A 22,164-nucleotide genomic window follows, 5' to 3' on the forward strand; every position below is an offset into this window, starting at 1 on the left:
CTGGGTCTGGCACTCCGACGCCACCGGCTTCCGGGTGGCCGTGCCGGACGGCTGGCGGTACTCCCGCGACGGGGACGTCGCCTGCTTCCAGGACCCGGCGACCGGTCGGGCGCTGAGCGTCGCCGGGTCGGCCGACCCGACCACCGGCGCCCTCGCGCGGCTGCGCACCGCCCGGGACCGGGCGATAGGCGCCGGCACCCTGCCCGGGTACGACGAGATCCGCCTCGGCCGGGCGGAGGCGGCGGTCGAGTGGGACTGCCGCTGGAACACCCCGCACGGCGACCAGCTGCGCGCCCTGCACCTGGTGCCGACCCGGCCCGCCGCCACCCGGTCGTGGACGCTGGTCTGGATCACCCGGGACCCGGACTGGTCGGCGGCCACCGCGCAGCTCTCCACCGTGCGCGCCAGCTTCCGGCCACCCCGCTGACACCGTTTCCGGGCCGCGCAACGGATGAGAAACCCGACGGCGGTGGTTATCGTGTAACCCGGGGTGACCGAGGGGGACACGAGCCGTGCGGCAGGTGCTGATCGCGGGCCGGTACCGGCTGCTCGACCTGGTCGGGTCCGGTGGGATGGGCCGGGTGTGGCTGGCCCGCGACGAGATGCTGCACCGCGACGTGGCCGTCAAGGAGGTCGTCCCGCCGGTCTGGTTGGCGGAGTCCGAACGCGACGAGTTGCGGCGCCGGACGCTGCGCGAGGCGCGGACAGCCGCCCGGCTGACCCATCCCAACGTCGTCCGCGTCTACGACGTGGTGCACGACCGGGACAGCCCGTGGATCGTGATGGAGTACGTGCCGTCCCGCTCGGTGCAGCAGATCGTGGGCACCGACGGCCCGCTGAGCCCGCGTCGTACCGCCCGGATCGGGCTGGCGGTGCTCGCCGCGCTGCGGGCCGCGCACGCCGCCGGGGTGCTGCACCGCGACGTCAAGCCGCACAACGTGCTGGTCGCCGACGACGGGCGGGTGGTGCTGACCGATTTCGGACTGGCCACCTTCGACGGCGGGGACGGCGCGATGACCGGGCCGGGGATGGTGCTCGGCTCACCGCAGTTCGTCGCACCGGAACGCGCCCGCGACGGCATCTCCGACCCGCGTACCGACCTGTGGTCGCTCGGGGCGACGCTCTACGCCGCCGTCGAGGGACACTCGCCGTACGCCCGGGCGAGCGCGATGGCGACGCTCAGCGCGCTGGCCACCGAGCCACCCGACCCGATGCGCCGGGCCGGGCCGCTGCGTCGCCCCGGCGACCCGCCCCCGACGGAGCTGATCACCGCGTACGTCGCCGGGGTGGCGGCGACGCTGCGCGGCGACCACGAGCGGGCCGGGCCGGCGCTGCGTCGGGCCGTCGTCCTCGGCTCCCGGTTGACCGGACCGGCGCTGACCCCGACCGCCCTGACCTGGGCGGCCACCGCCGGCCTGCTGGTGGCCGTGGACAGCGCGGCGCACCGGCTCGCCGAACGCGCCATCGAGCTCGCCCGGACCCGCGGTGAGCTGTCCGTGCTGTCCCGGGCGCTGGAGCTGCGGGCGATCACCGAGTACTGGCCGGGCCGGCACGAGGCGGCGGGGGAGAGCTCCCGGGAGGGGCTGCGCGTCGCCCGGGCCACCGGCCAGAGCAACTGCGCCGCTGTCCACCTGGGCATGCTGGCCGTGCTGGCCGCCGTCCGGGCCGATCGGGACACCAGCCTGCGCCGGATCCGGGAGATGGGCGAGGGACCGCAGCCGGGCAGCCGGCCGCACGCGCTGGCCCGCTGGGCGTTGGGAGTGCTCGACCTGGTCGACGGCCGGCACGCCGACGCGGCGGCCCGGCTGACCTCCCTGGCCTGTCCCGGCACCGGCCGGGGGCAGGTCCTCGTCCAGGTGATGGCCACGCCGTACCTGGTCGAGGCGGCAGCCCAGCTGACCCACCGCCCGGCGGCCACCACCGCGCTCGGCGTCTTCGACCGGTGGGCCGGCAGCACGGCGAACCCTTCGCGCCGGGCCCTGTCCGCCCGGTGCCACGCGCTGCTCGCCCCGCGGGGCAGCGCCGAGGCGGAGGAGGCGTTCCGGGCCGCGCTGCGGCTGCACCCGGTGGACGCCGGCACGTTCGAGCGGGCCCGCACCGAGTTGCTCTTCGGTCAGGAGCTGCGCCGCAGCCGGCGGCCCCGCGACGCCCGGGCGCACCTGCACCACGCCCGGGAGACGTTCACCCTGCTCGGGGCGAGCGCCTGGGCCGAGCAGGCCACCGCCGAGCTGCGGGCGGCCGGGGAGTCGGTCGGCCCGGCGGACCTGCCGGCGGCCCGGCTGCTGACCGGCCAGCAGCTACGCATCGCGCACCTGGTCGCGGAGGGGGCCACCAACCGGGAGATCGCCGCCCGGATGTTCCTCTCCACCCGCACGGTCGACCACCACCTCCGCAACATCTTCCACCGCCTGAACATCCGCTCCCGTACCCAACTGGCCCGCGCCCTCTCCTGACCCCCGTCCCCACCGGAGCGCGTCGGTCGTGCGGTTGCCGCCCGGGGCGAAAGCCGCGGTGGTGCCGGTGGTGGCGGGGTCGGGCGATCCGACGGTGCGGCGGCGGCATCGAACCGGGGCCGGAAGTGTGCGATCGCGGGGGCTGGCGGCTAGGGCACGACGACCGTGCGGGCGCCCTGGCCCCGGGCCATCCGGTCGAACGCCTCGGGGGCGCCGTCCAGGGTGGTCCGGTCGGTGATCAGGGGGGCGAGGTCCAGGGTGCCGTCGAGCACCGCGCGGGCGAGTTCGGGCACGTCACGGTCCGGATCGGACGACCCGTAGACCGAGGAGCGCAGCGTGCGGGCGGAGTGGAAGATCTCCAAGGCGCTCAGGCCGACGATGTCGTCCCTGGCTCCCATGCCCACCACGGTCACCTGCCCGCCCCGGCGGGTGGCCCGCCAGGCGGTCCGGATGGTGGCGGCGCGCCCGACGCACTCCAGCGCGTGATCCACGCCCCGGCCCCCGGTCAGCTCCCGCACCGCCCGGTTGAGCGACTCGTCGGCGAGCAGGAAGTCGGTCGCGCCGGCGGCGGCGGCCAGCTCCGCCTTGGCCGGCGAGACGTCGACGGCGAGCACCGGGTCGGCGCCGGCCGCCCGGGCGGCGGAGACCACCGACAGGCCCACCCCGCCGAGACCGATCACGGCCACCGACTCGCCGGGCGCCACCGCCGCCGTGCGCCGGACCGCGCCGACGCCGGTGAGCACGGCGCAGCCCAGCAGCGCGGCGGCCTCGAAGGGCAGCTCGGCCGGGACCGGGATCACCGCGTCCTCGGGCACCACCACCTGCTCGGCGAGGGCGCCCAGGCCGAGCGTGACGTGCAGCGGCTCGCCGGTCCTGGTCCGGCCCCGGGCGGTGGCGGGCGCACCGGTGCGCTCGCAGAGCCACGGCTCGCCGTGCCCGCAGTACCAGCACGTCCGGCAGGGCGGCGCCCAGTTCAGCACCACGTGCGCACCGGGCGTCACCCGCGAGACACCGTCGCCGACCTCGACAACCACTCCGGCCGCCTCGTGACCGAGCACCAGCGGGTACGGCGGCGTGAGCGTGCCGTTGACCATGGACAGGTCGGAGTGGCACACCCCCGCGGCCCGGATGTCCACCCGCACCTCGCCCGGCCCGGGGGCGGGCAGTTCGATGGGCTCCACCCGGGGCTGCGCCCCGACGCCCCGGACGACCAGCGCCCTCACCGCTGGATCGCCTTCAGCTGGAGGAACTCGTCCAGCCCGTAGCTGCCGAGCTCCCGGCCGAGGCCGGACTGCTTGTAGCCGCCGAACGGGGCGAGCGGGTTGAACGGGGCGCCGTTGATGTCGACGGCGCCGGTGCGCATCGCCCGGGCCACCCGCAGCGCCCGCTCCTCGTCGGCGGACCAGACCGCGCCGGCCAGCCCGTACCGGGAGTTGTTGGCCACCGCGACGGCGTGCTCGTCGTCGTCGACCGGGATCACCGCGAGCACCGGGCCGAACACCTCCTCCTGGGCCAGCGCGCTGTCCGGGTCGACGTCGGCGATCACCGTCGGGGCGACGAAGAAACCCCGCCCCGGCACGGCGGCGTCCGGTCCGCCGGCGACCAGCCGGCCCCCGTCGGCGAGGCCCTTGGCGATGTGGTCGCGGACCCGGTCCCGTTGCGCCGCCGAGACCAGCGGGCCGAGCCGGGTGGCCGGGTCGAACGGGTCACCGAGCCGGTAGCCGGCGGCGGCCTGGGCGGCGAGGGCGAGGGCCTCGTCGTAACGGTCGCGGTGCACCAGCATGCGGGTCCAGGCGGTGCAGGTCTGCCCGGAGTTGAGGAAGGCGTTGCCGACGCCCACCTTCACCGCGGTGGCCAGGTCGGCGTCGTCGAGGATGACGTTCGCCGACTTGCCGCCGAGTTCCAGGGCGACCCGGGCGATGCGGTCGGCGGCCAGGTGCGAGATGCGCCGGCCGGTGGCGGTGGACCCGGTGAAGGAGACCATGTCGACGTCGGGGTGCGCGGCGATCGCCTCGCCGACCACCGGACCGGTGCCGGTGACCAGGTTGACCACCCCCGGCGGGAAGCCGGCATCGTGGATCGCCTCGAAGAGCAGGTACGACACCAGCGGGGTCAGCTCGCTCGGCTTGAGCACCACTGGGCAGCCGGCGGCCAGCGCGGGTGCCAGCTTCGCCACCACCTGGTGCAGCGGATAGTTCCACGGGGTGATCGCGCCGACCACGCCGACCGGTTCCCGGACCACCAGCGAGTTGCCCACGGTCTGCGGGGCCGGTGGTCGGGCCGCCAGTTCGACGTAGCTGCGCAGCACGGCGAGGGGGAGGCCGACCTGGACCCGGGTGGCCACCTTCAGCGGGGTGCCCAGCTCCAGGGCGACGGTGCGCGCGATCTCGTCGGCCCGGGCGGAGAGGGCGGCGTGCAGCCGGTCCAGGCACGCCACCCGTTCGGCCGGCGCGGTGCCGGCCCAGCCGGCGAAGGCGGCCCGGGCGGCGGCGACGGCCCGGTCCACGTCGGCCGCCGTGCCGGCCGGTACGGTCGCGATGACCTCCTCGGTCGCCGGGTTGCCGACCGCGAGGGTCTGGCCGGAGGATGCCGCGACCCAGCGTCCGTCGAGGTAGAAGTCGGTCCGTGCGAGATCCATCGAGCCCCTCACGTACGTCGCCCAAAACTAGCAGTGCAAGTTTTGACTCTAGTACGCCTCGGCGGGCGGCGGGAGGGGCGGCAGCGGCCCGACGTTCTGCTCGTAGGTGCGGGACAGGCCGTCGATGAGCGTGTCGAGCCCGAGGGCGAAGGCGCCCTCGTCGACCTGTTGCTGGTGCTCGGCGAGGCGGTGGGCCTGGGTGAGGTGCGGGTACTGCTCGGCGTACACCCCGGGGTCCTCGACGAAGCCCCGGGCGAACGACCCGAGCGCCGACCCGGCCACGAGGTACCGCATCAGCGCGCCGATGTGGGTGGCCCGCGCGGGCGGCCAGCCGGCGTCGACCAGGCCGCCGTAGACGGCGTCGGCCATCGCCAACGCCGCCGGCCGGCGCCCGGGGCCCCGGGCCAGGTACGGCACGATGTGCGGGTGGGCGGCGAGCGCCGCGCGGTACGAGTGCCCCCACCGGCGCAGCGCCTCCCGCCAGTCGACGGAGCCGAAGAACGACACGTCCACCTGCGCGGTGATGCTGTCGGCGACCGCGTCGAGGATCTCGTCCTTGGTGGCGAAGTGGTTGTACAGCGACGGCCCCCGCACCCCGAGCTCGGCGGCGAGCCGACGGGTGGAGAACCCCTCCAGCCCCTCCGCGTCGATCAGCGCGGCGGCGGCCTCGATGATCCGCTGCCGGCTGAGCAGCGCCTGCCGCGGCCGGGGCATCGGTTCCTCCTCTGCTCGGTGATCCGCCGACGGCTCGTGCCCGCCGGATGTCTCCTGGTCCCGCCGGGATCCCCGGTGATCCGCCGCAAACTCTGCCACAGTCGGGTCTGGACGGAATTAAACTTGCACCGCTAGTTTAAGTCCCATGGACCTTCACCTCTCCGCCGAGCAGGCGGCGGTCCGCCAACTCGCCGCCGACTTCGTCGATCGGGAGGTGGCACCGCACGCGGCGGCATGGGACCGCCGGGAATCGGTCGACCCGGCAATCGTCGGAAAGCTCGGCGAGGTCGGCTTCCTGGGACTCACCATCGCCGAGCAGCAGGGCGGATCCGGCGGCGACCACCTCTCCTACTGCCTGGTGCTCGAGGAACTCGGCCGGGGCGACTCCGCCGTGCGCGGCATCGTCTCGGTGTCGCTCGGGCTGGTCGCGAAGTCCATCGCCGCGCAGGGGTCCCCTGAGCAACGGGCGCAGTGGCTGCCCCGGCTCTGCTCCGGCGCCGCCCTCGGCTGCTTCGCGCTGACCGAGCCGGACAGCGGCTCGGACGCGGCCGCGCTGACCACCCGCGCGGTCCGCGACGGCACCGACTGGTTGATCACCGGCGGGAAGGTCTTCATCACCAACGGGACCACCGCCGACGTCGCGCTGGTCTTCGCCCGCACCGGCGGCCCGGGTCACCGGGGCATCACCGCGTTCCTGGTGCCCACCGACGCCCCCGGGCTCAGCCGGCGGGAGATCCACGGCAAGCTCGGCCTGCGCGGCCAGGCCACCGGGGAGCTGCGCTTCGACGGCGTACGGGTGCCCGACTCGGCGCGCCTGGGCGAGGAGGGCGCCGGGTTCCGGCTGGCGCTGGCCACCCTGGCCAAGGGCCGCATGTCGGTGGCCGCCGGCTGCGTCGGCATCGCCCAGGGCTGCCTGGACGCCGCGGTCGGCTACGCCGGGCAGCGCACCCAGTTCGGCAAACCCATCGCCGGTCACCAACTCGTGCAGCAGCTGCTCGCCAGGATCGCGGTCGACACCGCCGCCGCCCGGCTGCTGGTGTGGCGGGTCGCCGACCTGATCGACCGGGGCGAGCCGTTCGCCACCGAGGCGTCGATGGCCAAGCTCTTCGCCAGCGAGGCCGCCGTCCGCGCGGCCAACGACGCGATCCAGGTCTTCGGCGGCTACGGCTACATCGACGAGTACCCGGTGGGCAAGTACCTGCGCGACGCCCGCGTCGCCACCCTCTACGAGGGCACCAGCCAGATCCAGCAGCTCCTCATCGGACGCGCGCTCACCGGCGTCAACGCCTTCTAGCCCCGAGGGAGAACCGTGACCAGATCCGCCGACCGGGACGCCCAGCCGGCCGGGACGGCCTCGGTGATCGCCTTCCTGGCCGGTGACGACGCCTCGTACGTCACCGGCCAGACCCTGTACGTCAACGGCCGCGCGCGCTGACCCGCCCGCGGAAGAGGAACCGGAGGAAGACATGGACTTCGCGCTTTCCGACGAGGAGCGGGCCATCCGTGACACGGCCCGCGACTTCATCACCAGGGAGGTCATGCCGCTGGAGCAGGAGCTGCTGCGGCGCGAGCGGGCGCACCGCCCCGGGCTGGAGCGCAGCGAACTGCGCGAGCTGCAGCTCAAGGCGCGCAAGTTCGGCTTCTGGGGCCTGGCCACCCCCGAGGAGTACGGCGGCATGGACCTGCCGGCCGTCATGCAGTCGTTGATTTGGACCGAGCTGGGTCGCAGCTTCGTGCCGTTCCGCTTCGGCGGCGAGGCGGACAACATCCTCTTCCACGCCACCGAGGAGCAGAAGCGCGAGTTTCTGGTCCCGACCATCGAGGGGGAGCGGATCTCCTGCTTCGCGATCACCGAGCCGGGTGCCGGCTCGGACGCGGCGAACATCCGGCTCTCGGCCCGCCGCGACGGCGACGACTGGATCCTCGACGGCGAGAAGACCTTCATCACCGGAGGGAACGAGGCCGACTTCGCCATCGTGGTCGCGGTGACCGACCGGGAGAAGGGGGCGCGCAACGGCGGCGCGACCGCGTTCCTGGTGGACCGGGCGATGGGCTGGCGCTCCGAGTTCATCCAGACCATGGGCGAGGGCGGACCGGCCTCGCTGGTCTTCGACGGCGTACGGGTGCCGCACCGCAACATCCTCGGTGAGGTCGGGCAGGGCTTCACCCTCGGCATGGAGTGGATCGGCAAGGGTCGCTACACCATCCCGTCGCACGCGATCGGCATCGCCGAGCGGGCCTTGCAGATGGCGATCGAGCAGGCCAACACCCGCGAGACGTTCGGCGCGAAGATCGGCACCAACCAGGCCATCCAGTGGATGATCGCCGACTCGGAGACCGAGCTGGAGGCGGCCCGGTGGCTGGTGCTGCGCGCCGCCTGGACCGTGGACCAGGGCATGGACCCCCGCCACGCCTCCTCCATGTGCAAGCTCTACGCCGCCGGGATGGTCAACCGGGTGGTCGACCGGGTGCTGCAGATCCACGGCGGCATGGGCTACACCCGCGAGCTGCCAATCGAGCGCTGGTACCGCCAGGTCCGGCTCTACCGGATCTTCGAGGGCACCGACGAGATGCAGCGGCTGATCATCTCCCGGGACCTGCTGCGCGGGTACACCCGGCTGGGCGGACACCTGGCATGAGGACCTGCCGCCACCGGTGACCCGGCCGCCGCGGTCGGGGAGACCGTCGGCCCGGGGCCCGGGGCCCGGGCCCGGATCGGGCAGAGCCGGGTCGACCTCGTCGTGGAGGCCACGCCCGCCGGCACCCCGACACCGTCGCCCGGCGAACCGGAGGCGCTCGGGGGTGAGCGGAGCCGGTGACCCCGACCGGGTGAACGGCGCTCGGACATGGGCCGACGACGCCGGGGGGCACGACATGCTGCGATCGGTGACGCCAGCGCGGTGCCGGGACCATCGAGGCGGAGAGGAATCGCACATGGCGGCAGGGGATGTGCCGGAGCGGATGCAGGCCGCGGCCCTCGACGAGTTCGGTGGACCGGAGGTGATCACCCTGCGTACCCTGCCGGTGCCGCAGATCGCCGACGATGAGGTCCTGCTCAAGGTGTGGAGCGCCGGCGTGGGGGTGTGGGACGCCCTGGAGCGGGAGGGCACGCTGGTGCCCGAAGGCTCGACGTTTCCGATCGTGCCCGGCTCTGAGGCCGCCGGCACCGTGGCGGCGGTCGGCCCGCAGGTGACCAACGTCGCGGTGGGCGACATGGTCTACGTCTACGGCTACACCCGGCCCAAGGGCGGCTTCTACGCCCAGTACGCGGCGACGAAGGCGGAGTACGTCGCGAAGCTGCCGGCGGGTGTGCCGGTGCAGCACGCCGGAGCCATGCCGACCGACGCGCTGACCGCGCTGTCCGGACTGGACGCCCTCGGCCTGTCGGCGGGATCGTGGGTGCTGATCTTCGGCGCGAGCGGCGGTCAGGGACACCTGGCCGTGCAGTTGGCCAAGCGGCAGGGGCTCCGGGTGATCGCCGTGGCCTCCCGGGCGGAGGGCGTGGCGCTGGTGACCCGGCTCGGCGCAGACGTGTCCCTCGACGGTCGCGGCGAGGTCACGGAGGTCCTCGCACGGATCCGGGAGGCGGCCCCGGACGGCGTGGACGGCGTCCTGGCGATGGCCGGTGGTCCGACGCTCGACCGGCTCGCCGAAACGCTGCGTGACGGTGGCGTCCTCGCGTACCCCCACGGGGTGCAACCGGAACCGGGCGAGCGGCCCGGCGTGACGGTTCGGGCGTACGACGGTGAGACGGGGCCCCGGCAGTTGCAGCGCCTCAACGAGCTCATCGAGGCGGCACCGTTCGAGGTGCACGTCGCCGAGGCGTTCCCGCTGGGGCGGGCGGCGGAGGCACACCGACGCCTCCAGACGTCCTACCTCGGCAGGCTGCTGCTGACGGTGAACTGAGGCCTCCCGGGATTCCCGCCGGCTGACAGCTGAACGGCGAACCAGGCCTTCCGGGATACCCGCCGGCTGACAACGCCCCCCGACGGGCGGGTCGCGTGAGCAACCCGCCGGGCGCGCATGAGCTGGCCGGCGGTGACCGCGTCGAGCCCGTGCCGCGGTCACCAGGTGGACGGCGGTGGCGGCGTCACGACCGGCGGCCGGTCGTCGCAGGTGATGGTGTTGGGCAGCTGCCACGGGGCGAGCCATCCGCCGTCGTTCCCACCGAGGTCGGTCAGGCTGAACTCGGATCCGGCGGGGGTGAAGTGGAAGGAGCCGCAGTTGTTGACGCCGACCGCTCCCACGTTGCGCGCGTCGACGTTGGCGAAGGAGGCCGAGCCCGCCGAGCGGGCGCTCACCACGGAGGTCCCGGTGCCGTCGACCCGGACGTCGGTGAAGTGGACGTTGGTGATCGAGTGCAGGTCCTTCACCGGCCAGTCGCTGACCAGCATGATGGCGTTGTAGGTGTTGTCGAGGTAGTGGTCGCCGACCACCTGGATGTCCGCGTCGATGCTCCGGTCCAGGGCGTAGAACCAGATGGCGCCGAGGCCGATGTTCCAGTTCAGCTCGTAGGTGCCGGCGCGGGCCGTGGTGTTGTTCGTGATCCGGAGGTGTCCGGTGAACGCCTCGGCGCCGAACCGCGCTCCCACCTGGATCGCGCTGCCCTCCCGGACGGGGTCGGCGACGAGGTTGTGCGACACCGTGTTGTCCGTGCCGCCGTAGATGGCGATGCCGTTGGCGAGCACCGGTGACTGCACGGTGTTGTGGTCGAGGGTGTTGCGGGCGTTGCCGGTCTTCTCCGACCACATGGCGAGGGCGTCGTCGCCGGTGTTGCGGACGAAGTTGTTCCGCACCAACGAGTCGGTGACGCCGGTGTGGAAGTTCAGCCCGTCCGCGATCTGGTCGACGATGACGTTGTTGGTCACCCGCAGGTCGGTCATCGGGCCGTCGAACCAGAGCCCCACCTTGGTGTGGCGCAGGTGCAGGCTGTCGATGCTGGAGTGGCTCAGGGCGCCGCCGACGCCGTTGACCTGGTCGGTGTCGACGCGCTCGCGGACGTCGCCCTCGATCGCGAAGTGGGCCAGGTGGACGTTGCGGCTGCCGCCCGCCGACGCGGCCTTGCCGTAGAAGCCGACCCCGGTGTGCACCGACCCGTCGGGGGCCGGGGTGCTGAGCGGGACCTCGCGTCCCTTGACCACGGTGTACCAGTTGCCGGCACCCTCGATGGTCACGTCGTCGACGAGGATGTGCCGGTTCACCTGGTACGTCCCCGGCGGCAGGTAGACCTTGAGCTTCGTACGCCGGGCGAAGGAGATCGCCCGGTCGAGAGCGTCGGCGGAGTCGCGTCGGCCGGTGGGGTCCGCGCCGAAGGCCAGCACGTTCGCCGCGACGGGCACCACGCGCGGCGGGCCGACCAGCTCCGAGTCGAGCAGGTCGATCACCGTCCACGCGGCGATGCTCCCCGTCGGGACCGCGAGGCGCACCAGGCTTCCGGCCGGGTGCGTCCGGCCGAGCAGCAGGCGCTGCTCGTCGTAGAAGTGGTGCGGGCGGAACGGCGTGGTGATCGTCGGGGTGGGCGTGGTGGCGGCGGGGACGCAGGAGCATTCGGTGATCCACCAGTCGGGGTGCAGCAGGCCGGCGGTGGGGTCGTTGGAGAACGGGTACTGGTTGTACAGCCAGGCGTACTGCGAGGTGAGCGTCATGGTCCTGGGGTGCCGGTGGCCGACCGAGACGTCCAGCGGCGCGGTGATGCCGCCGCCGGTGGGCGCGTCCGGGATGCTGTACCGCACGGTGATCGCGTTGGCCGCTTTAGGCAGGGTGAACTCGACGAACTGGCCCGGCGCAAGGCTGACCGCCCGGCGACCCGAGGCCTCGGACGCCAGCGTGTACGCGGCGCGCCCCGGGCCGATCAGCGTGCCGTTCGTCGTGGCGTTCTCGGCTTCCTGCTCGACGAAGGCGACGTCGGCGCCCCGGCCGGCGGTCAAGGACGGGTCGAGGGCGGCCCGGGTGACGACCGGGGCCGGGCCCGCGGGGGAGGGGGCTTCGGCCCGGGCCACCCCGGCTCCGCCGGTGACGATGCCGGCCATGACCGCCGCCAGGGCTGCCGCCCCTACCGGTAGCCAGCGTGCTGCTCCGCCGGGCCGTCCTGTGGTTCGAGTCATCGCGGGATCCGTTTCTCTGAGGTGTCCGACGACCGTCAGCGACGCCGCGCGGGGGCTCCGTCATGCCTGCGGTGGATGTCAGAAGCGAGAGAGGTGATTGCGGCGATGTTATTTCCATGAGTTGCCAATATTCAAGCACGTGTTTGTGCAGCAATTGCAGCAACAGCGTCCGGGTCCTCGGTGACGCGGGGTGGTCGGGGCACCGTGACCCCTCGGCGGGTCGCCGGCCCGGTCGTGGTCGAACCCGTCCGGCGGATCGGTGCCCGGGCCGGCGACGCGCCTCGAAGCTCGGCGAGCCCCGGCCGCGCACGCCGGCTGCCGGGGCTCGTCCGCTCCTTGCCGCGGCACGGCAGCGCACAGTTCATTTCTTGCAGGTCCGGTGACGTATCATCACGGCGTGACGAAGCGGCTGACCGAGGTGGCGAAGAAGGCGGGCGTCAGCGAGGCCACCGTCAGCCGGGTGCTCAACGGCCGGGGTGGCGTCTCCGAGTCGACCCGCACCGCCGTGCTCACCGCCCTGGACGTGCTGGGCTACGAGCGGCCGACGAAGCTGCGGGGGGAGCGGGCGCGCCTGGTCGGCCTGGTGCTTCCGGAACTGCAGAACCCGATCTTCCCGGCGCTCGCCGAGGTGGTGACCGGGTCGCTCGCCCAGCGCGGCTACACGCCCGCGCTCTGCGCCCGCACCATCGGCGGCGTGTCCGAGGCCGACTACGTCGAGATGCTGCTCGACCACCAGGTGTCCGGTGTCATCTTCGCCGGCGGGTCGTACGCGCTGGCCGACGCCTCGCACGAGCACTACCGGCGGCTGACCGACCGTGGGCTGCCGGTGGTGCTGGTCAACGCCGGGGTCGACGCGCTCACCTTCCCCCGGGTCTCCACGGACGACGCGGTGGCGGTGGAGCAGGCGTACGGGCACCTGCGCTCGCTCGGGCACGAGCGCATCGGGATGGTGCTCGGCCCGGAGGGGCACGTGCCGTCCCGGCGCAAGCTGGACGCGATGGTCCAGGTCGCAGGGTGGGCCGAGGGCAGGGAGTACGTCGAGCGCTCCAGCTTCTCCATGGAAGGGGCGCGGGTCGCGGCGACCAAGTTGGTCGAGCGTGGCGTCACCGGCATCATCTGCGCCAGCGATGTGCTGGCCCTGGGCACCATCCGGGCCGCCCGGCGACTGGGTCGTACGGTGCCGACCGATGTGTCGGTGGTGGGCTTTGACGACTCCGCGTTCATGACCTGCACCGACCCGCCGTTGACCACCGTGCGGCAGCCGATCGAGACGATGGGCCAGGCCGCGGTGGACCTGCTGGTCACCCAGATCGAGGGGGCCGGCGTGCTGCACGACGAGTTGCTGTTCGAGCCCGAACTGGTGGTACGCGGTTCCACCGCGCCCGCCCCCGGCCGCTGACCCGAGCCCGCCCCCGGTCATCGGTGCCGCCGCCGCTGACCATCGCGCCGAACACTGACTGAGCGTCCGGCCGACGGACCGCCTGCCACGCCGCTGAACGCCCCCGTCGGCCGTCGACCGCTGCTCGTGGTCGGCGGGGCGTTTCGTCGTTGCCGGCGGTCGTCTCGTCGTTTGCCGGCGCCGGCGGGCGCCGGCCCCATCCACCGGCCAGCGAGGTCCCCCGAAGTGGGGCGAAGGTTCGCGATTTGGGCGAGGCGCGATCTCCTGTCAGGATCTGCCGTTTCTAAGTCGTATCCTTTCAGGCCGCGATCGATACCTTGCGGGAATAAGTTCGCCTCGCTACGGTGACTCCACTCACACCTGGCCTCGACGCAGTTACGGGGGGTCAGGTCGGATGGCGGATTCAGCTCAGTAGCAGGGCATCGCCGCGGTGACGATCACCGCAGATCAGCGAACGTCATGGAGACACCCGTTCCCGAAGGGATGGACAGATGTCCGTACCGCAGTACCGGAAGGCTGCGGCGTTAGCGCTCGTGGCCGGCCTGGGGTTCAGCCTTACGGCTTGTTCCACGAAGAGCGACGACGCGACGAACGAGGCAGGCGGCAAGGTCACCATCACGGTCGACTGCCAGCCGGTCGGCGCCCAGAAAGAGCTGCTGAAGAACTGGAACGACGACGTCGCCGAGTTCCAGCGGCAGAACTCCGACATCGTCATCAAGAGCGTCAGCGTCGGCGAGCAGTGCAACAACCCGCCGGACTTCACCGCCCGTCTCGCCGGCGGCACCGTGACCGACGTGTTCTACGGGTACATGACCGATCTCCAGCAGGTGCTCGACTCCGGTCAGGCGATGGACATCACCGAGTTCGCCAACAAGGACACGATCCCGACCTGGGACAGCGTCGACCCGGCGCTCAAGGGGGTCTTCACCGACGGCGGCAAGCTCTACGCCGTTCCGGTGAAGAACTACTCGATGGGTCTGGTCTACAACAAGGTCCTGTTCCAGCAGGCCGGGCTGGACGTGAACAACCCGCCTAAGACCTGGGGCGAGGTCCGGGCCGCCGCCAAGAAGATCTCCGGGCTCGGCAAGGGCATCTCCGGCTACTCGGAGTACAGCGCCGGCAACACCGGAGGCTGGCACTTCACCTCCCTGCTCTACTCGCAGGGCGGCCAGGTGCTGACCGCGGACGGCAAGAAGGCCGACTTCAACAACGCGATGGGCAAGCAGGTCCTGCAGAACCTCAAGGACATGCGGTACGGCGACAACAGCATGGGCGACCGCCAACTGCTGCAGTGGGGCGACCTGCTGACCAACGCCGGTGCCGGCAAGGTCGGCATGTTCATCGGCGCGCCGGACGCCACCCAGGCGATCGTCAGCCAGTTCCAGGGCAAGTTCCAGGACTGGGCGATGGCCCCGCTGCCCGGCCAGGACGGCGCCGCGAAGGCGACGCTCGGTGGCGGCGAGGGTTACTTCTTCAAGAAGGGCCTCACCCCCGAGCAGGTCAAGGCCGGTCTGAAGTGGATCGCGTACCAGAAGCTGACGCCGGGCAAGGGCCAGTTCGACTACGTCCGGGCCAAGCCGCAGAACTACCCGGTGGGTCTGCCCCAGCCGCTGCTGTTCGCCAACGGCAGCGAGGCGCAGAAGCAGGAGCTCGAGCTGCGTAAGGCGAACGCGAACGTCGACACCACGAACTTCGCGCTCTTCGAGGCGACCCCGGTTCCGATCAAGGGTGAGCCGCGCAACGCGCAGGCGATCTACGCGGTGCTCGACGCCGCGATGTCCGGGGTGCTGACGAACCCGAACGCGAACGTCGACGCGCTGCTCAAGACGGCCGAAGACAAGGTCAACCAGCTCCTCGCCGCCGAGAGCTGATCCGCTGGTGTGGGGGCCGGCGCGCCCCGGCCCCCATCCCGTCAGCGCCGTCGATGTCACCGACCCACGCAGGAGTTGCCTTGGCGATCACCACCGTCCCGGGGACCAGGAGGAAACCGGGTCGCCCCGCAGCGCCGCGCCCGACCGGACCGCCGCGTACGAGCCTCGGCCGCAAGGTGCGAGACAACCTCACCGGCCACGCGTTCCTGATCGGCGCGGTGATCTGCTTCGCGTTCTTCTCCTGGTATCCGATGATCCGCGGCGTCGTCATGAGCTTCCAGCGCACCCGGCGCGGCGTCACGACCTGGGTCGGCTGGGACAACTACGAGCGCATCATCGCCGACCCCAGCTTCTGGACGGCCTGGAAGAACACCTTCTACTTCACGGTTCTCGCGCTCGTGCTCGGGTACGCGGTGCCGTTCTTCGTGGCGATCCTGCTCAACGAGTTCCGCCACGCCAAGGGGTACCTGCGGATCCTGGTCTACCTGCCGGTGATGCTGCCGCCGGCCTCGGCGCTCTTCCTCTTCAAGTTCTACGCCTACGACCCGGGCGACGCGGGACTGTTCAACTCGATCCTCAAGGCGCTGCACCTGCCGACCTCGCAATGGATGCAGTCGCCCGAGATGACGATGCCGGCGATGGTGATCGCGTCGACCTGGATGAACATGGGCGGCGCGGTACTGATCTACCTGGCGGCACTGCAGAACATCCCCGGCGAACTCTACGAGGCGGCCGAGCTCGACGGCGCCGGGATCTGGCGCCGGATCCGCCACGTGACGATCCCGCAGACCCGGTTGATCCTCGCACTGCTGGCGATGCTGCAGATCGTCGCCACGATGCAGTTCTTCATCGAGCCGCTGATCCTCGCCAACGGTACGGGCGCGGAGGACTCCGCGACCTCGGTGGCGTACCTCATCTACCAGCACGGGTTCTTCCAGAACGACCTCAACGGCGCCGCGGCGCTCGGCGTGATCATGCTCGTGGTGTTGGCCGGCTTCTCCGCCGCCTACGTGCGGCTGAGCGCGAAACAGGACTAGGACGGGGCGAGCAATGGCACAGGACTCCGGCACCCGGACCCTCGTCTCCCACGCCCAGCTCCGGCGCGGGCGCGGCAGAGTCATCTACTGGGCGCTGCTCACCGTCGTCGTCGTGGGCTTCACGCTCGTCTTCCTCGGGCCGCTCTACTGGATGGTCACCGGCGCGCTCAAGTCCGGCCAGGAGATCGCGCAGACCCCGCCGTCGCTGTTCCCCAAGGATCCCCAGCTGCGGAACTACGCCGACGCGTGGAACAACCTCGACCTCGCCAAACTGCTGTTCAACACGTTCTACTACGCCGCCGGCGCGCTGCTGTTCCAGCTCGTCCTCGACACCGCCGCGGCGTACGCCCTGTCGAAGCTCCGACCGGCGTTCGGCAACCTGATCCTCGGCCTGATGCTGGCGACGCTGATGATCCCGGCGATGGTCCTCATCGTCCCGCAGTACGTGACGGTGATCGACCTGCCGATCCTGCACCTCAACCTGCTCGACTCGCCGTTCGCGATCTGGCTGCCCGCGGTCGCGAACGCGTTCAACATCTTCCTGCTGAAACGGTTCTTCGACTCGATCCCGGAGGAGCTGATGGCGGCGGCCCTGATGGACGGGGCGACGCCGCTGCGCACGCTGTGGTCGATCATCCTGCCGATGTCGCGCCCCATCCTCGGCGTAGTGTCGATCTTCGCCGTGACGGCCGTCTGGAAGGACTTCCTCTGGCCGAAGCTGGTCATGCCGTCGCCCGAGACCCGGACGGTCAGCGTCGGCATCTACGCCTTCTCCGGTGGCACGCCCATGAACGTGGTGATCGCCGCGTCGGTCATCGCCGCCATCCCGACCGTCGTCGTCTTCCTGGCCTTCCAACGGAACATCATGTCCGGCCTGACCACAGGCAGCCTCAAGGGATAGCCGGCGAAGCCGCGGACGCAGGGCATCGCGGCCTTCAGCCGGGCTCGATCGAGGGCTGACCGCACCGGCGCACCACCCGCGCAACCACCCGCGGCGAACAACGACCGCTCGTCCGACACACTTCCAGGTCCGGCGACCCCGCCGACGTACTGACGCAGAAAGCAGGTGCCGGTGTCCACAGCAGACAAGAGCCCGTGGTGGCGTGGAGCGGTGATCTACCAGGTGTACCCGCGCAGCTTCGCCGACGGCAATGGCGACGGCATCGGCGACATCGCCGGCATCCGGTCCCGGCTGGACCACCTGTCCGCGCTGGGCATCGACGCGATCTGGTTCAGCCCCTGGTACCCCTCACCGATGGCCGACGCCGGCTACGACGTGGCCGACTACCGCGACATCGACCCGGTCTTCGGCACCCTGACCGAGGCGGAGGCGCTGATCGCGGACGCCCACGCGCTCGGCATCCGGATCATCATCGACGTGGTGCCGAACCACTGCTCCGACGCGCACCCCTGGTTCCAGGCGGCCCTCGCCGGCGGGCCGGACGCGCCCGAGCGGGAGCTGTTCTGGTTCCGCCCCGGCCGGGGCCCGAACGGCGACCAGCGACCCACCGACTGGGTCGGCGAGTTCGGCGGCGAGACCTGGACCCGGACCACCAACCCGGACGGCACCCCCGGCGACTGGTACCTGCACCTGTTCACCGCCGAGCAGCCGGACTTCAACTGGGACCATCCCAGGGTGCGGGCGGAGTTCGAGGACGTCCTGCGGTTCTGGTTCGACCGGGGAGTGGACGGCATCCGGATCGACTCGGCCGGGCTGCTGGTCAAGGACGCGACGCTGCCCGAGACCCTGCCGGGCCGGCCGCACCCGTTCCGCGACCTCGACGGGGTGCACGAGATCTACCGCGGCTGGCGGCGGATCGCCGACGAGTACCCCGGCGACCGGGCACTGATCGGTGAGGTGTGGCTGCCGGACCGGCAGCGGTTCGCCAACTACCTGCGCCCGGACGAACTGCACGCGGCGTTCAACTTCGACTTCCTCGGCTGCCCCTGGGACGCCTCGGCGCTGCGCGAGAGCATCGACGGGACGCTGAGCGCGCACGCGCCGGTCGGCGCGCCGGCCACCTGGGTGCTCTCCAACCACGACGTCACCCGCCACGTCACCCGGTACGGCCGGGAGGACACCACCTTCAGCTTCGCCAAGAAGCGTGAGGGGATCTTCTCCGATCTCGAACTGGGCACCACCCGGGCCCGTGCGGCGGCGCTGCTCTCGCTCGCGCTTCCCGGTGCCGCCTACGTCTACCAGGGCGAGGAACTCGGGCTCGCGGAGGTCGAGGACATTCCCCCGGAGCTGCGTACCGACCCGATGTGGCCGCGCTCCGGTTACGTCGACCCGGGCCGGGACGGCTGCCGGGTGCCGTTGCCCTGGTCCGGCGACGAGCCCCCGTTCGGCTTCAGCCCGGACGGCGCGACGGCCAAGCCCTGGCTGCCGCAGCCGGCGGACTGGAAGGGCCGCACCGCGCAGGCGCAGGCCGGTGACCCGCACTCGATGCTGGCGCTCTACCGGTCGGCGATCCGGCTCCGGCGCACCGAGCCGGGCCTCGGTGACGGTCCGATGCGCTGGCTGGAAGCCCCGGCGGACGTGCTCGCCTTCGCCCGCAGCGACGAGTTCGCCTGCGTGGTGAATCTCTCCGGCGCCCCGGTGCCGCTGCCGCCGCACCACCTCCGCCTGCTCGCCAGCGGACCACTGCAGGGCGACCTGCTCCCGCCGGACACCGCCGTCTGGCTGCGCACCGCCGGGGCGCCGGCCGCCTGAGCAGTTGGCGGTGCTGGCCGGTCCGTCCCGACCGGCCAGCACCGCCACCCCCACCGGCCGGTCCGTCCCGACCCGCAGGTGGTCCCCGCCGGCTCCCCGCCGGCACGACCGGAAGGAGGCACCAGCGCAGCGAGCGTCCAGTCCACGGGGGACCCGGCCTGCCTGACGAAACGGAGAGCACCCCCTCATGGCCCACCACACCATCGGCACCCCCGCTCCACCACCGCCCCGGACCCTGCGCGCCGCCCTGGCCGCCGCCGCCGGCGCCGCGCTCGTGGCGACCACCGTCACGGTCGTCTCGTTCTCCACCGCGACCCCGGCCCGCGCCGCCGGGCTGTCCCCGTTCGACATCCCCGGGCGGGGCGCCACCGTCCCGTTCGTCGAGCAGGAGGCGGAGGAGGCGGCGCACAACGGCACGAAGATCGGCCCGACCCGCTACTACGGCCAACTTGCGTCCGAGGCCTCCGGCCGGGAGGCCGTCACCCTCGACGCGGTCGGCGAGTACGTCGAGTTCACCCTGAGCGCACCGGCCAACGCGGTCACCTTCCGCTACAGCCTGCCCGACAGCCCGGCCGGCACCGGCCGGGACGCCAGCATCGACCTGCGGGCCAACGGGACGCTGGTCAAGCCGGTCCCGGTCACCTCCCGGTACGGCTGGTTCTACGGCGGGTACCCGTTCAACAACAACCCGGGCGACACCAACCCGCACCACTTCTACGACGAGACCCGGACGATGTTCGGGACCACGTACCCCGCCGGCAGCAGGATCCGGTTGCAGGTCTCCTCGACCGCCCAGTCACCCAGCTTCACCATCGACCTGGCCGACTTCGAACTGGTCGGCGCGCCGATCGCCAAGCCCGCCGGCGTCCTCGACGTGGTCACCGACTTCGGCGCGGACCCGAGCGGGGCCACCGACTCGACGGCGAAGTTCCAGGCCGCCGTGGACGCCGGCAGGGCGCAGGGGAGAATGGTCTGGATCCCGTCCGGCACCTTCACCCTCTTCGACCACGTGGTGGTCGACGGGGTGACCCTGCGTGGCGCCGGGCCGTGGTACTCGGTGCTCGGCGGCCGGCACCCCACCGACCGCAAGCGCGCAGCCGGCATCTACGGCAAGTACGTGCCCGGCGGCGGGTACCGGGGGGAGATCCGGCCGCACGAGGCCGGCGGGCCCAGCCGCAACGTCACGCTGCGCGACTTCGCGATCATCGGCGACATCCGCGAGCGGGTGGACGAGGACCAGGTCAACGCCATCGGCGGGGCGATGAGCAACTCGGTGGTGGACAACGTCTGGATGCAGCACACCAAGGTCGGGGCCTGGATGGACGGCCCGATGGACAACTTCACCATCCGCAACAGCCGCATCCTCGACCAGACCGCCGACGGGGTGAACTTCCACTGGGGCGTCACCAACTCCACGGTGACCAACACCTTCGTCCGCAACACCGGCGACGACGCCCTGGCGATGTGGGCGGAGAACGTGGCGAACGTTCGGAACTCCTTCACCCACAACACCATCGGCGTCACCCTCCTCGCCAACCACCTGGTCAGCTACGGCGGCCGGGACATCAGCATCACCGACAACGTGACCGCCGACTCGGTGACCAACGGCGGCGGCATCCACGTCGCCAACCGCTACCCCGGCGTGCAGGGCGCCACCGGGGTGCAGGGCACCTGGACGATCGCCCGCAACACCCTGATCCGCAACGGCAACTCCGACTACAACTGGAACTTCGGGGTCGGCGCGATCTGGTTCTCCGCGCTGAACGAGGCGTTCCAGAACCCGACCATCAACATCACCGACACCGACATCCTGGACAGCTCCTACGCGGCGCTGCACTGGATCGAGGGCCAGACCCGAGGGATCAACCTCGACAACGTGCGGATCGACGGGGCCGGCACCTACGCCCTGCAGGTGCAGGCGCCCAGCCAGGTCTCCTTCACCAACGTGCGGGCCACCGGGATCGCGCAGAGCAACCCGATCCACAACTGCGTCGGCGGCGGCTTCCAGATCACCCAGGGCGCGGGCAACTCCGGCTGGTACACCCCCACCCCGTACTGCGGGCCGTGGCCGGCACCCCAGTGGGGCAACGGGCCGACCAGCCCGCCCACCGGCACCCCGACCCCTCCGCCGACGACCACCCCGCCGCCCACCACCCCGCCCCCGACCACGCCGCCGGGCGGGAACCTGGCCCAGGGCCGACCCGTCACCGCGTCTAGCGTGGCGCAGAACTACGGGGCGGGCAACGCGGTGGACGGCAACGCCGGCACCTACTGGGAGAGCGCCAACAACGCCTTCCCGCAGACGCTGACCGTCGACCTCGGCGCGGCGGTGGCCACCGACCGGATCGTGCTGAAGCTGCCACCCGGCTGGGAGCGACGCACCCAGACCCTGTCGGTGCTCGGCTCCACCGACGGCGCGTCGTACGCGACGGTGCTCGGCTCCGCCGGACACACCTTCGACCCGGCCAGCGGCAACACCGTGTCGATCAACCTGCCGGCCGGCAGCCGGCGCTTCCTTCGGCTGAGCTTCACCGGCAACACCGGGTGGCCGGCGGGCCAGGTCTCGGAGTTCGAGGTGTACGGCGGCAGCACGCCGCCGCCCACCACGCCGCCGCCCACCACCACGCCGCCGCCCACCACCACGCCGCCGCCCAGCGGGAACCTGGCGTTGGGCCGGCCGGTCAGCGAGACCAGCCACGCCGACGTCTACGGCGCCGCCAACGCGGTCGACGGCAACGCCGGCACCTACTGGGAAAGCGCCAACAACGCCTTCCCGCAGTCGCTGACCGTCGACCTGGGCACCGCCCGCCCGGTGTCCCGGGTGGTGCTGAAGCTGCCCCCGCTGACGGCCTGGCAGACCCGCACCCAGACGCTGTCGGTGCTCGGCTCGGCCGACGGTTCCTCGTACGCCACGCTCAAGCCCTCCGCCGGGTACTCGTTCAACCCGGCGACCGGGAACACCGTGACGATCACCTTCCCGGCCAGCAGCCAGCGGTACCTGCGGGTGACCGTCACCGGCAACACCGCCTGGCCGGCCGGCCAGCTCTCCGAGTTCGAGGTCCACTCCGCCTGAGGGCGCCCGTCTCCGGGCCGGTCGGCTGTCCCGCGCGACCCGGCCGGCCCGGCAGCCCCACCCGCCGCGGCACCCCCCGCCCGTCGGCGGCACCACCACCCCCGAGAGAAGGTGCACCTCCGCCATGCCAGAAAACCGCACGAGACGACGTACCCCCGGCCG

16 protein-coding genes are annotated in these 22,164 nt (G+C 72.2%); 12 read left to right on the top strand and 4 right to left on the bottom strand.

Annotated elements, in window-relative coordinates:
• Positions 1-427 (top strand): serine/threonine kinase C-terminal domain-containing protein (locus tag NCC78_RS10565; protein WP_504919850.1); only part of this gene is annotated, 427 nt, incomplete at its 5' end.
• 85 nt (positions 428-512) lie between these two features.
• A complete protein-coding gene (locus NCC78_RS10570) occupies positions 513-2,453 on the top strand; it encodes a protein kinase domain-containing protein (protein ID WP_372495109.1) in 1,941 nt (646 codons plus the stop codon).
• A 149-nt stretch (positions 2,454-2,602) separates the two neighbouring features.
• Here the strand turns inward: NCC78_RS10570 and NCC78_RS10575 are convergent, their stop codons facing one another.
• From NCC78_RS10575 to NCC78_RS10585, 3 genes are read right to left on the bottom strand one after another with little or no spacing between them, the layout of a single operon-like run.
• Complete coding sequence (locus tag NCC78_RS10575) at positions 2,603-3,676, bottom strand: alcohol dehydrogenase catalytic domain-containing protein (protein ID WP_250793886.1); 1,074 nt, start codon at positions 3,674-3,676, stop codon at positions 2,603-2,605.
• Positions 3,673-5,091 (bottom strand): aldehyde dehydrogenase family protein, encoded by a 1,419-nt coding sequence (locus NCC78_RS10580; protein ID WP_250793888.1) that lies wholly within the window; start codon positions 5,089-5,091, stop codon positions 3,673-3,675. Before NCC78_RS10580 ends, NCC78_RS10575 begins: the two co-directional genes overlap by 4 nt.
• 48 nt (positions 5,092-5,139) lie before the next feature.
• Positions 5,140-5,805 (bottom strand): TetR/AcrR family transcriptional regulator, encoded by a 666-nt coding sequence (locus NCC78_RS10585; RefSeq protein ID WP_250793890.1) that lies wholly within the window; start codon positions 5,803-5,805, stop codon positions 5,140-5,142.
• Between the two features lie 145 nt (positions 5,806-5,950).
• Between NCC78_RS10585 and NCC78_RS10590 the strand changes: the two genes are divergently transcribed.
• The 4 genes from NCC78_RS10590 (at position 5,951) to NCC78_RS10605 (ending at position 9,711) form a co-directional block, all read left to right on the top strand.
• Entirely contained in the window at positions 5,951-7,099 is a 1,149-nt protein-coding gene (locus NCC78_RS10590; RefSeq protein WP_250793892.1) for an acyl-CoA dehydrogenase family protein, read from the top strand.
• A gap of 15 nt (positions 7,100-7,114) precedes the next feature.
• The gene (locus tag NCC78_RS10595; protein ID WP_250793894.1) at positions 7,115-7,240 is read left to right on the top strand and encodes an SDR family oxidoreductase; all 126 of its coding nucleotides are present in this window, start codon (positions 7,115-7,117) and stop codon (positions 7,238-7,240) included.
• A gap of 31 nt (positions 7,241-7,271) precedes the next feature.
• On the top strand, positions 7,272-8,444 hold the full coding sequence (locus NCC78_RS10600) for an acyl-CoA dehydrogenase family protein (protein ID WP_250793895.1): 1,173 nt from the start codon (positions 7,272-7,274) through the stop codon (positions 8,442-8,444).
• Positions 8,445-8,739: 295 nt separating this feature from the next.
• On the top strand, positions 8,740-9,711 hold the full coding sequence (locus NCC78_RS10605; protein ID WP_284706283.1) for a quinone oxidoreductase family protein: 972 nt from the start codon (positions 8,740-8,742) through the stop codon (positions 9,709-9,711).
• 158 nt (positions 9,712-9,869) lie between these two features.
• On the opposite strand, the gene NCC78_RS10610 is transcribed toward NCC78_RS10605, so the two are convergent.
• The gene (locus NCC78_RS10610; RefSeq protein WP_372495110.1) at positions 9,870-11,909 is read right to left on the bottom strand and encodes a glycosyl hydrolase family 28-related protein; all 2,040 of its coding nucleotides are present in this window, start codon (positions 11,907-11,909) and stop codon (positions 9,870-9,872) included.
• A 397-nt stretch (positions 11,910-12,306) separates the two neighbouring features.
• On the opposite strand from NCC78_RS10610, the gene NCC78_RS10615 reads away from it, so the two are divergent.
• From NCC78_RS10615 to NCC78_RS10640, 6 genes are all read left to right on the top strand, one after another.
• Complete coding sequence (locus NCC78_RS10615; RefSeq protein WP_250793896.1) at positions 12,307-13,308, top strand: LacI family DNA-binding transcriptional regulator; 1,002 nt, start codon at positions 12,307-12,309, stop codon at positions 13,306-13,308.
• 491 nt (positions 13,309-13,799) lie between these two features.
• Entirely contained in the window at positions 13,800-15,179 is a 1,380-nt protein-coding gene (locus NCC78_RS10620) for an ABC transporter substrate-binding protein (RefSeq protein ID WP_250793897.1), read from the top strand.
• A gap of 80 nt (positions 15,180-15,259) precedes the next feature.
• Positions 15,260-16,216: a carbohydrate ABC transporter permease gene (locus tag NCC78_RS10625; RefSeq protein WP_250793898.1), complete on the top strand. Its 957-nt coding sequence runs from the start codon at positions 15,260-15,262 to the stop codon at positions 16,214-16,216.
• A 13-nt stretch (positions 16,217-16,229) separates the two neighbouring features.
• Positions 16,230-17,117 carry a carbohydrate ABC transporter permease gene (locus NCC78_RS10630; RefSeq protein ID WP_250793899.1) on the top strand — a complete coding sequence of 296 codons (888 nt, stop codon included), beginning with the start codon at positions 16,230-16,232 and terminating at the stop codon, positions 17,115-17,117.
• Positions 17,118-17,288: 171 nt separating this feature from the next.
• Positions 17,289-18,929 (top strand): glycoside hydrolase family 13 protein, encoded by a 1,641-nt coding sequence (locus NCC78_RS10635; RefSeq protein ID WP_250793900.1) that lies wholly within the window; start codon positions 17,289-17,291, stop codon positions 18,927-18,929.
• Between the two features lie 187 nt (positions 18,930-19,116).
• A complete protein-coding gene (locus tag NCC78_RS10640; protein WP_250793901.1) occupies positions 19,117-22,002 on the top strand; it encodes a galactose-binding domain-containing protein in 2,886 nt (961 codons plus the stop codon).
• Positions 22,003-22,164 lie beyond the last annotated feature (162 nt).

Origin of the sequence: Micromonospora phytophila, from assembly GCF_023656545.1 — a bacterium.
In the GTDB taxonomy this organism is placed as follows: domain Bacteria; phylum Actinomycetota; class Actinomycetes; order Mycobacteriales; family Micromonosporaceae; genus Micromonospora; species Micromonospora phytophila.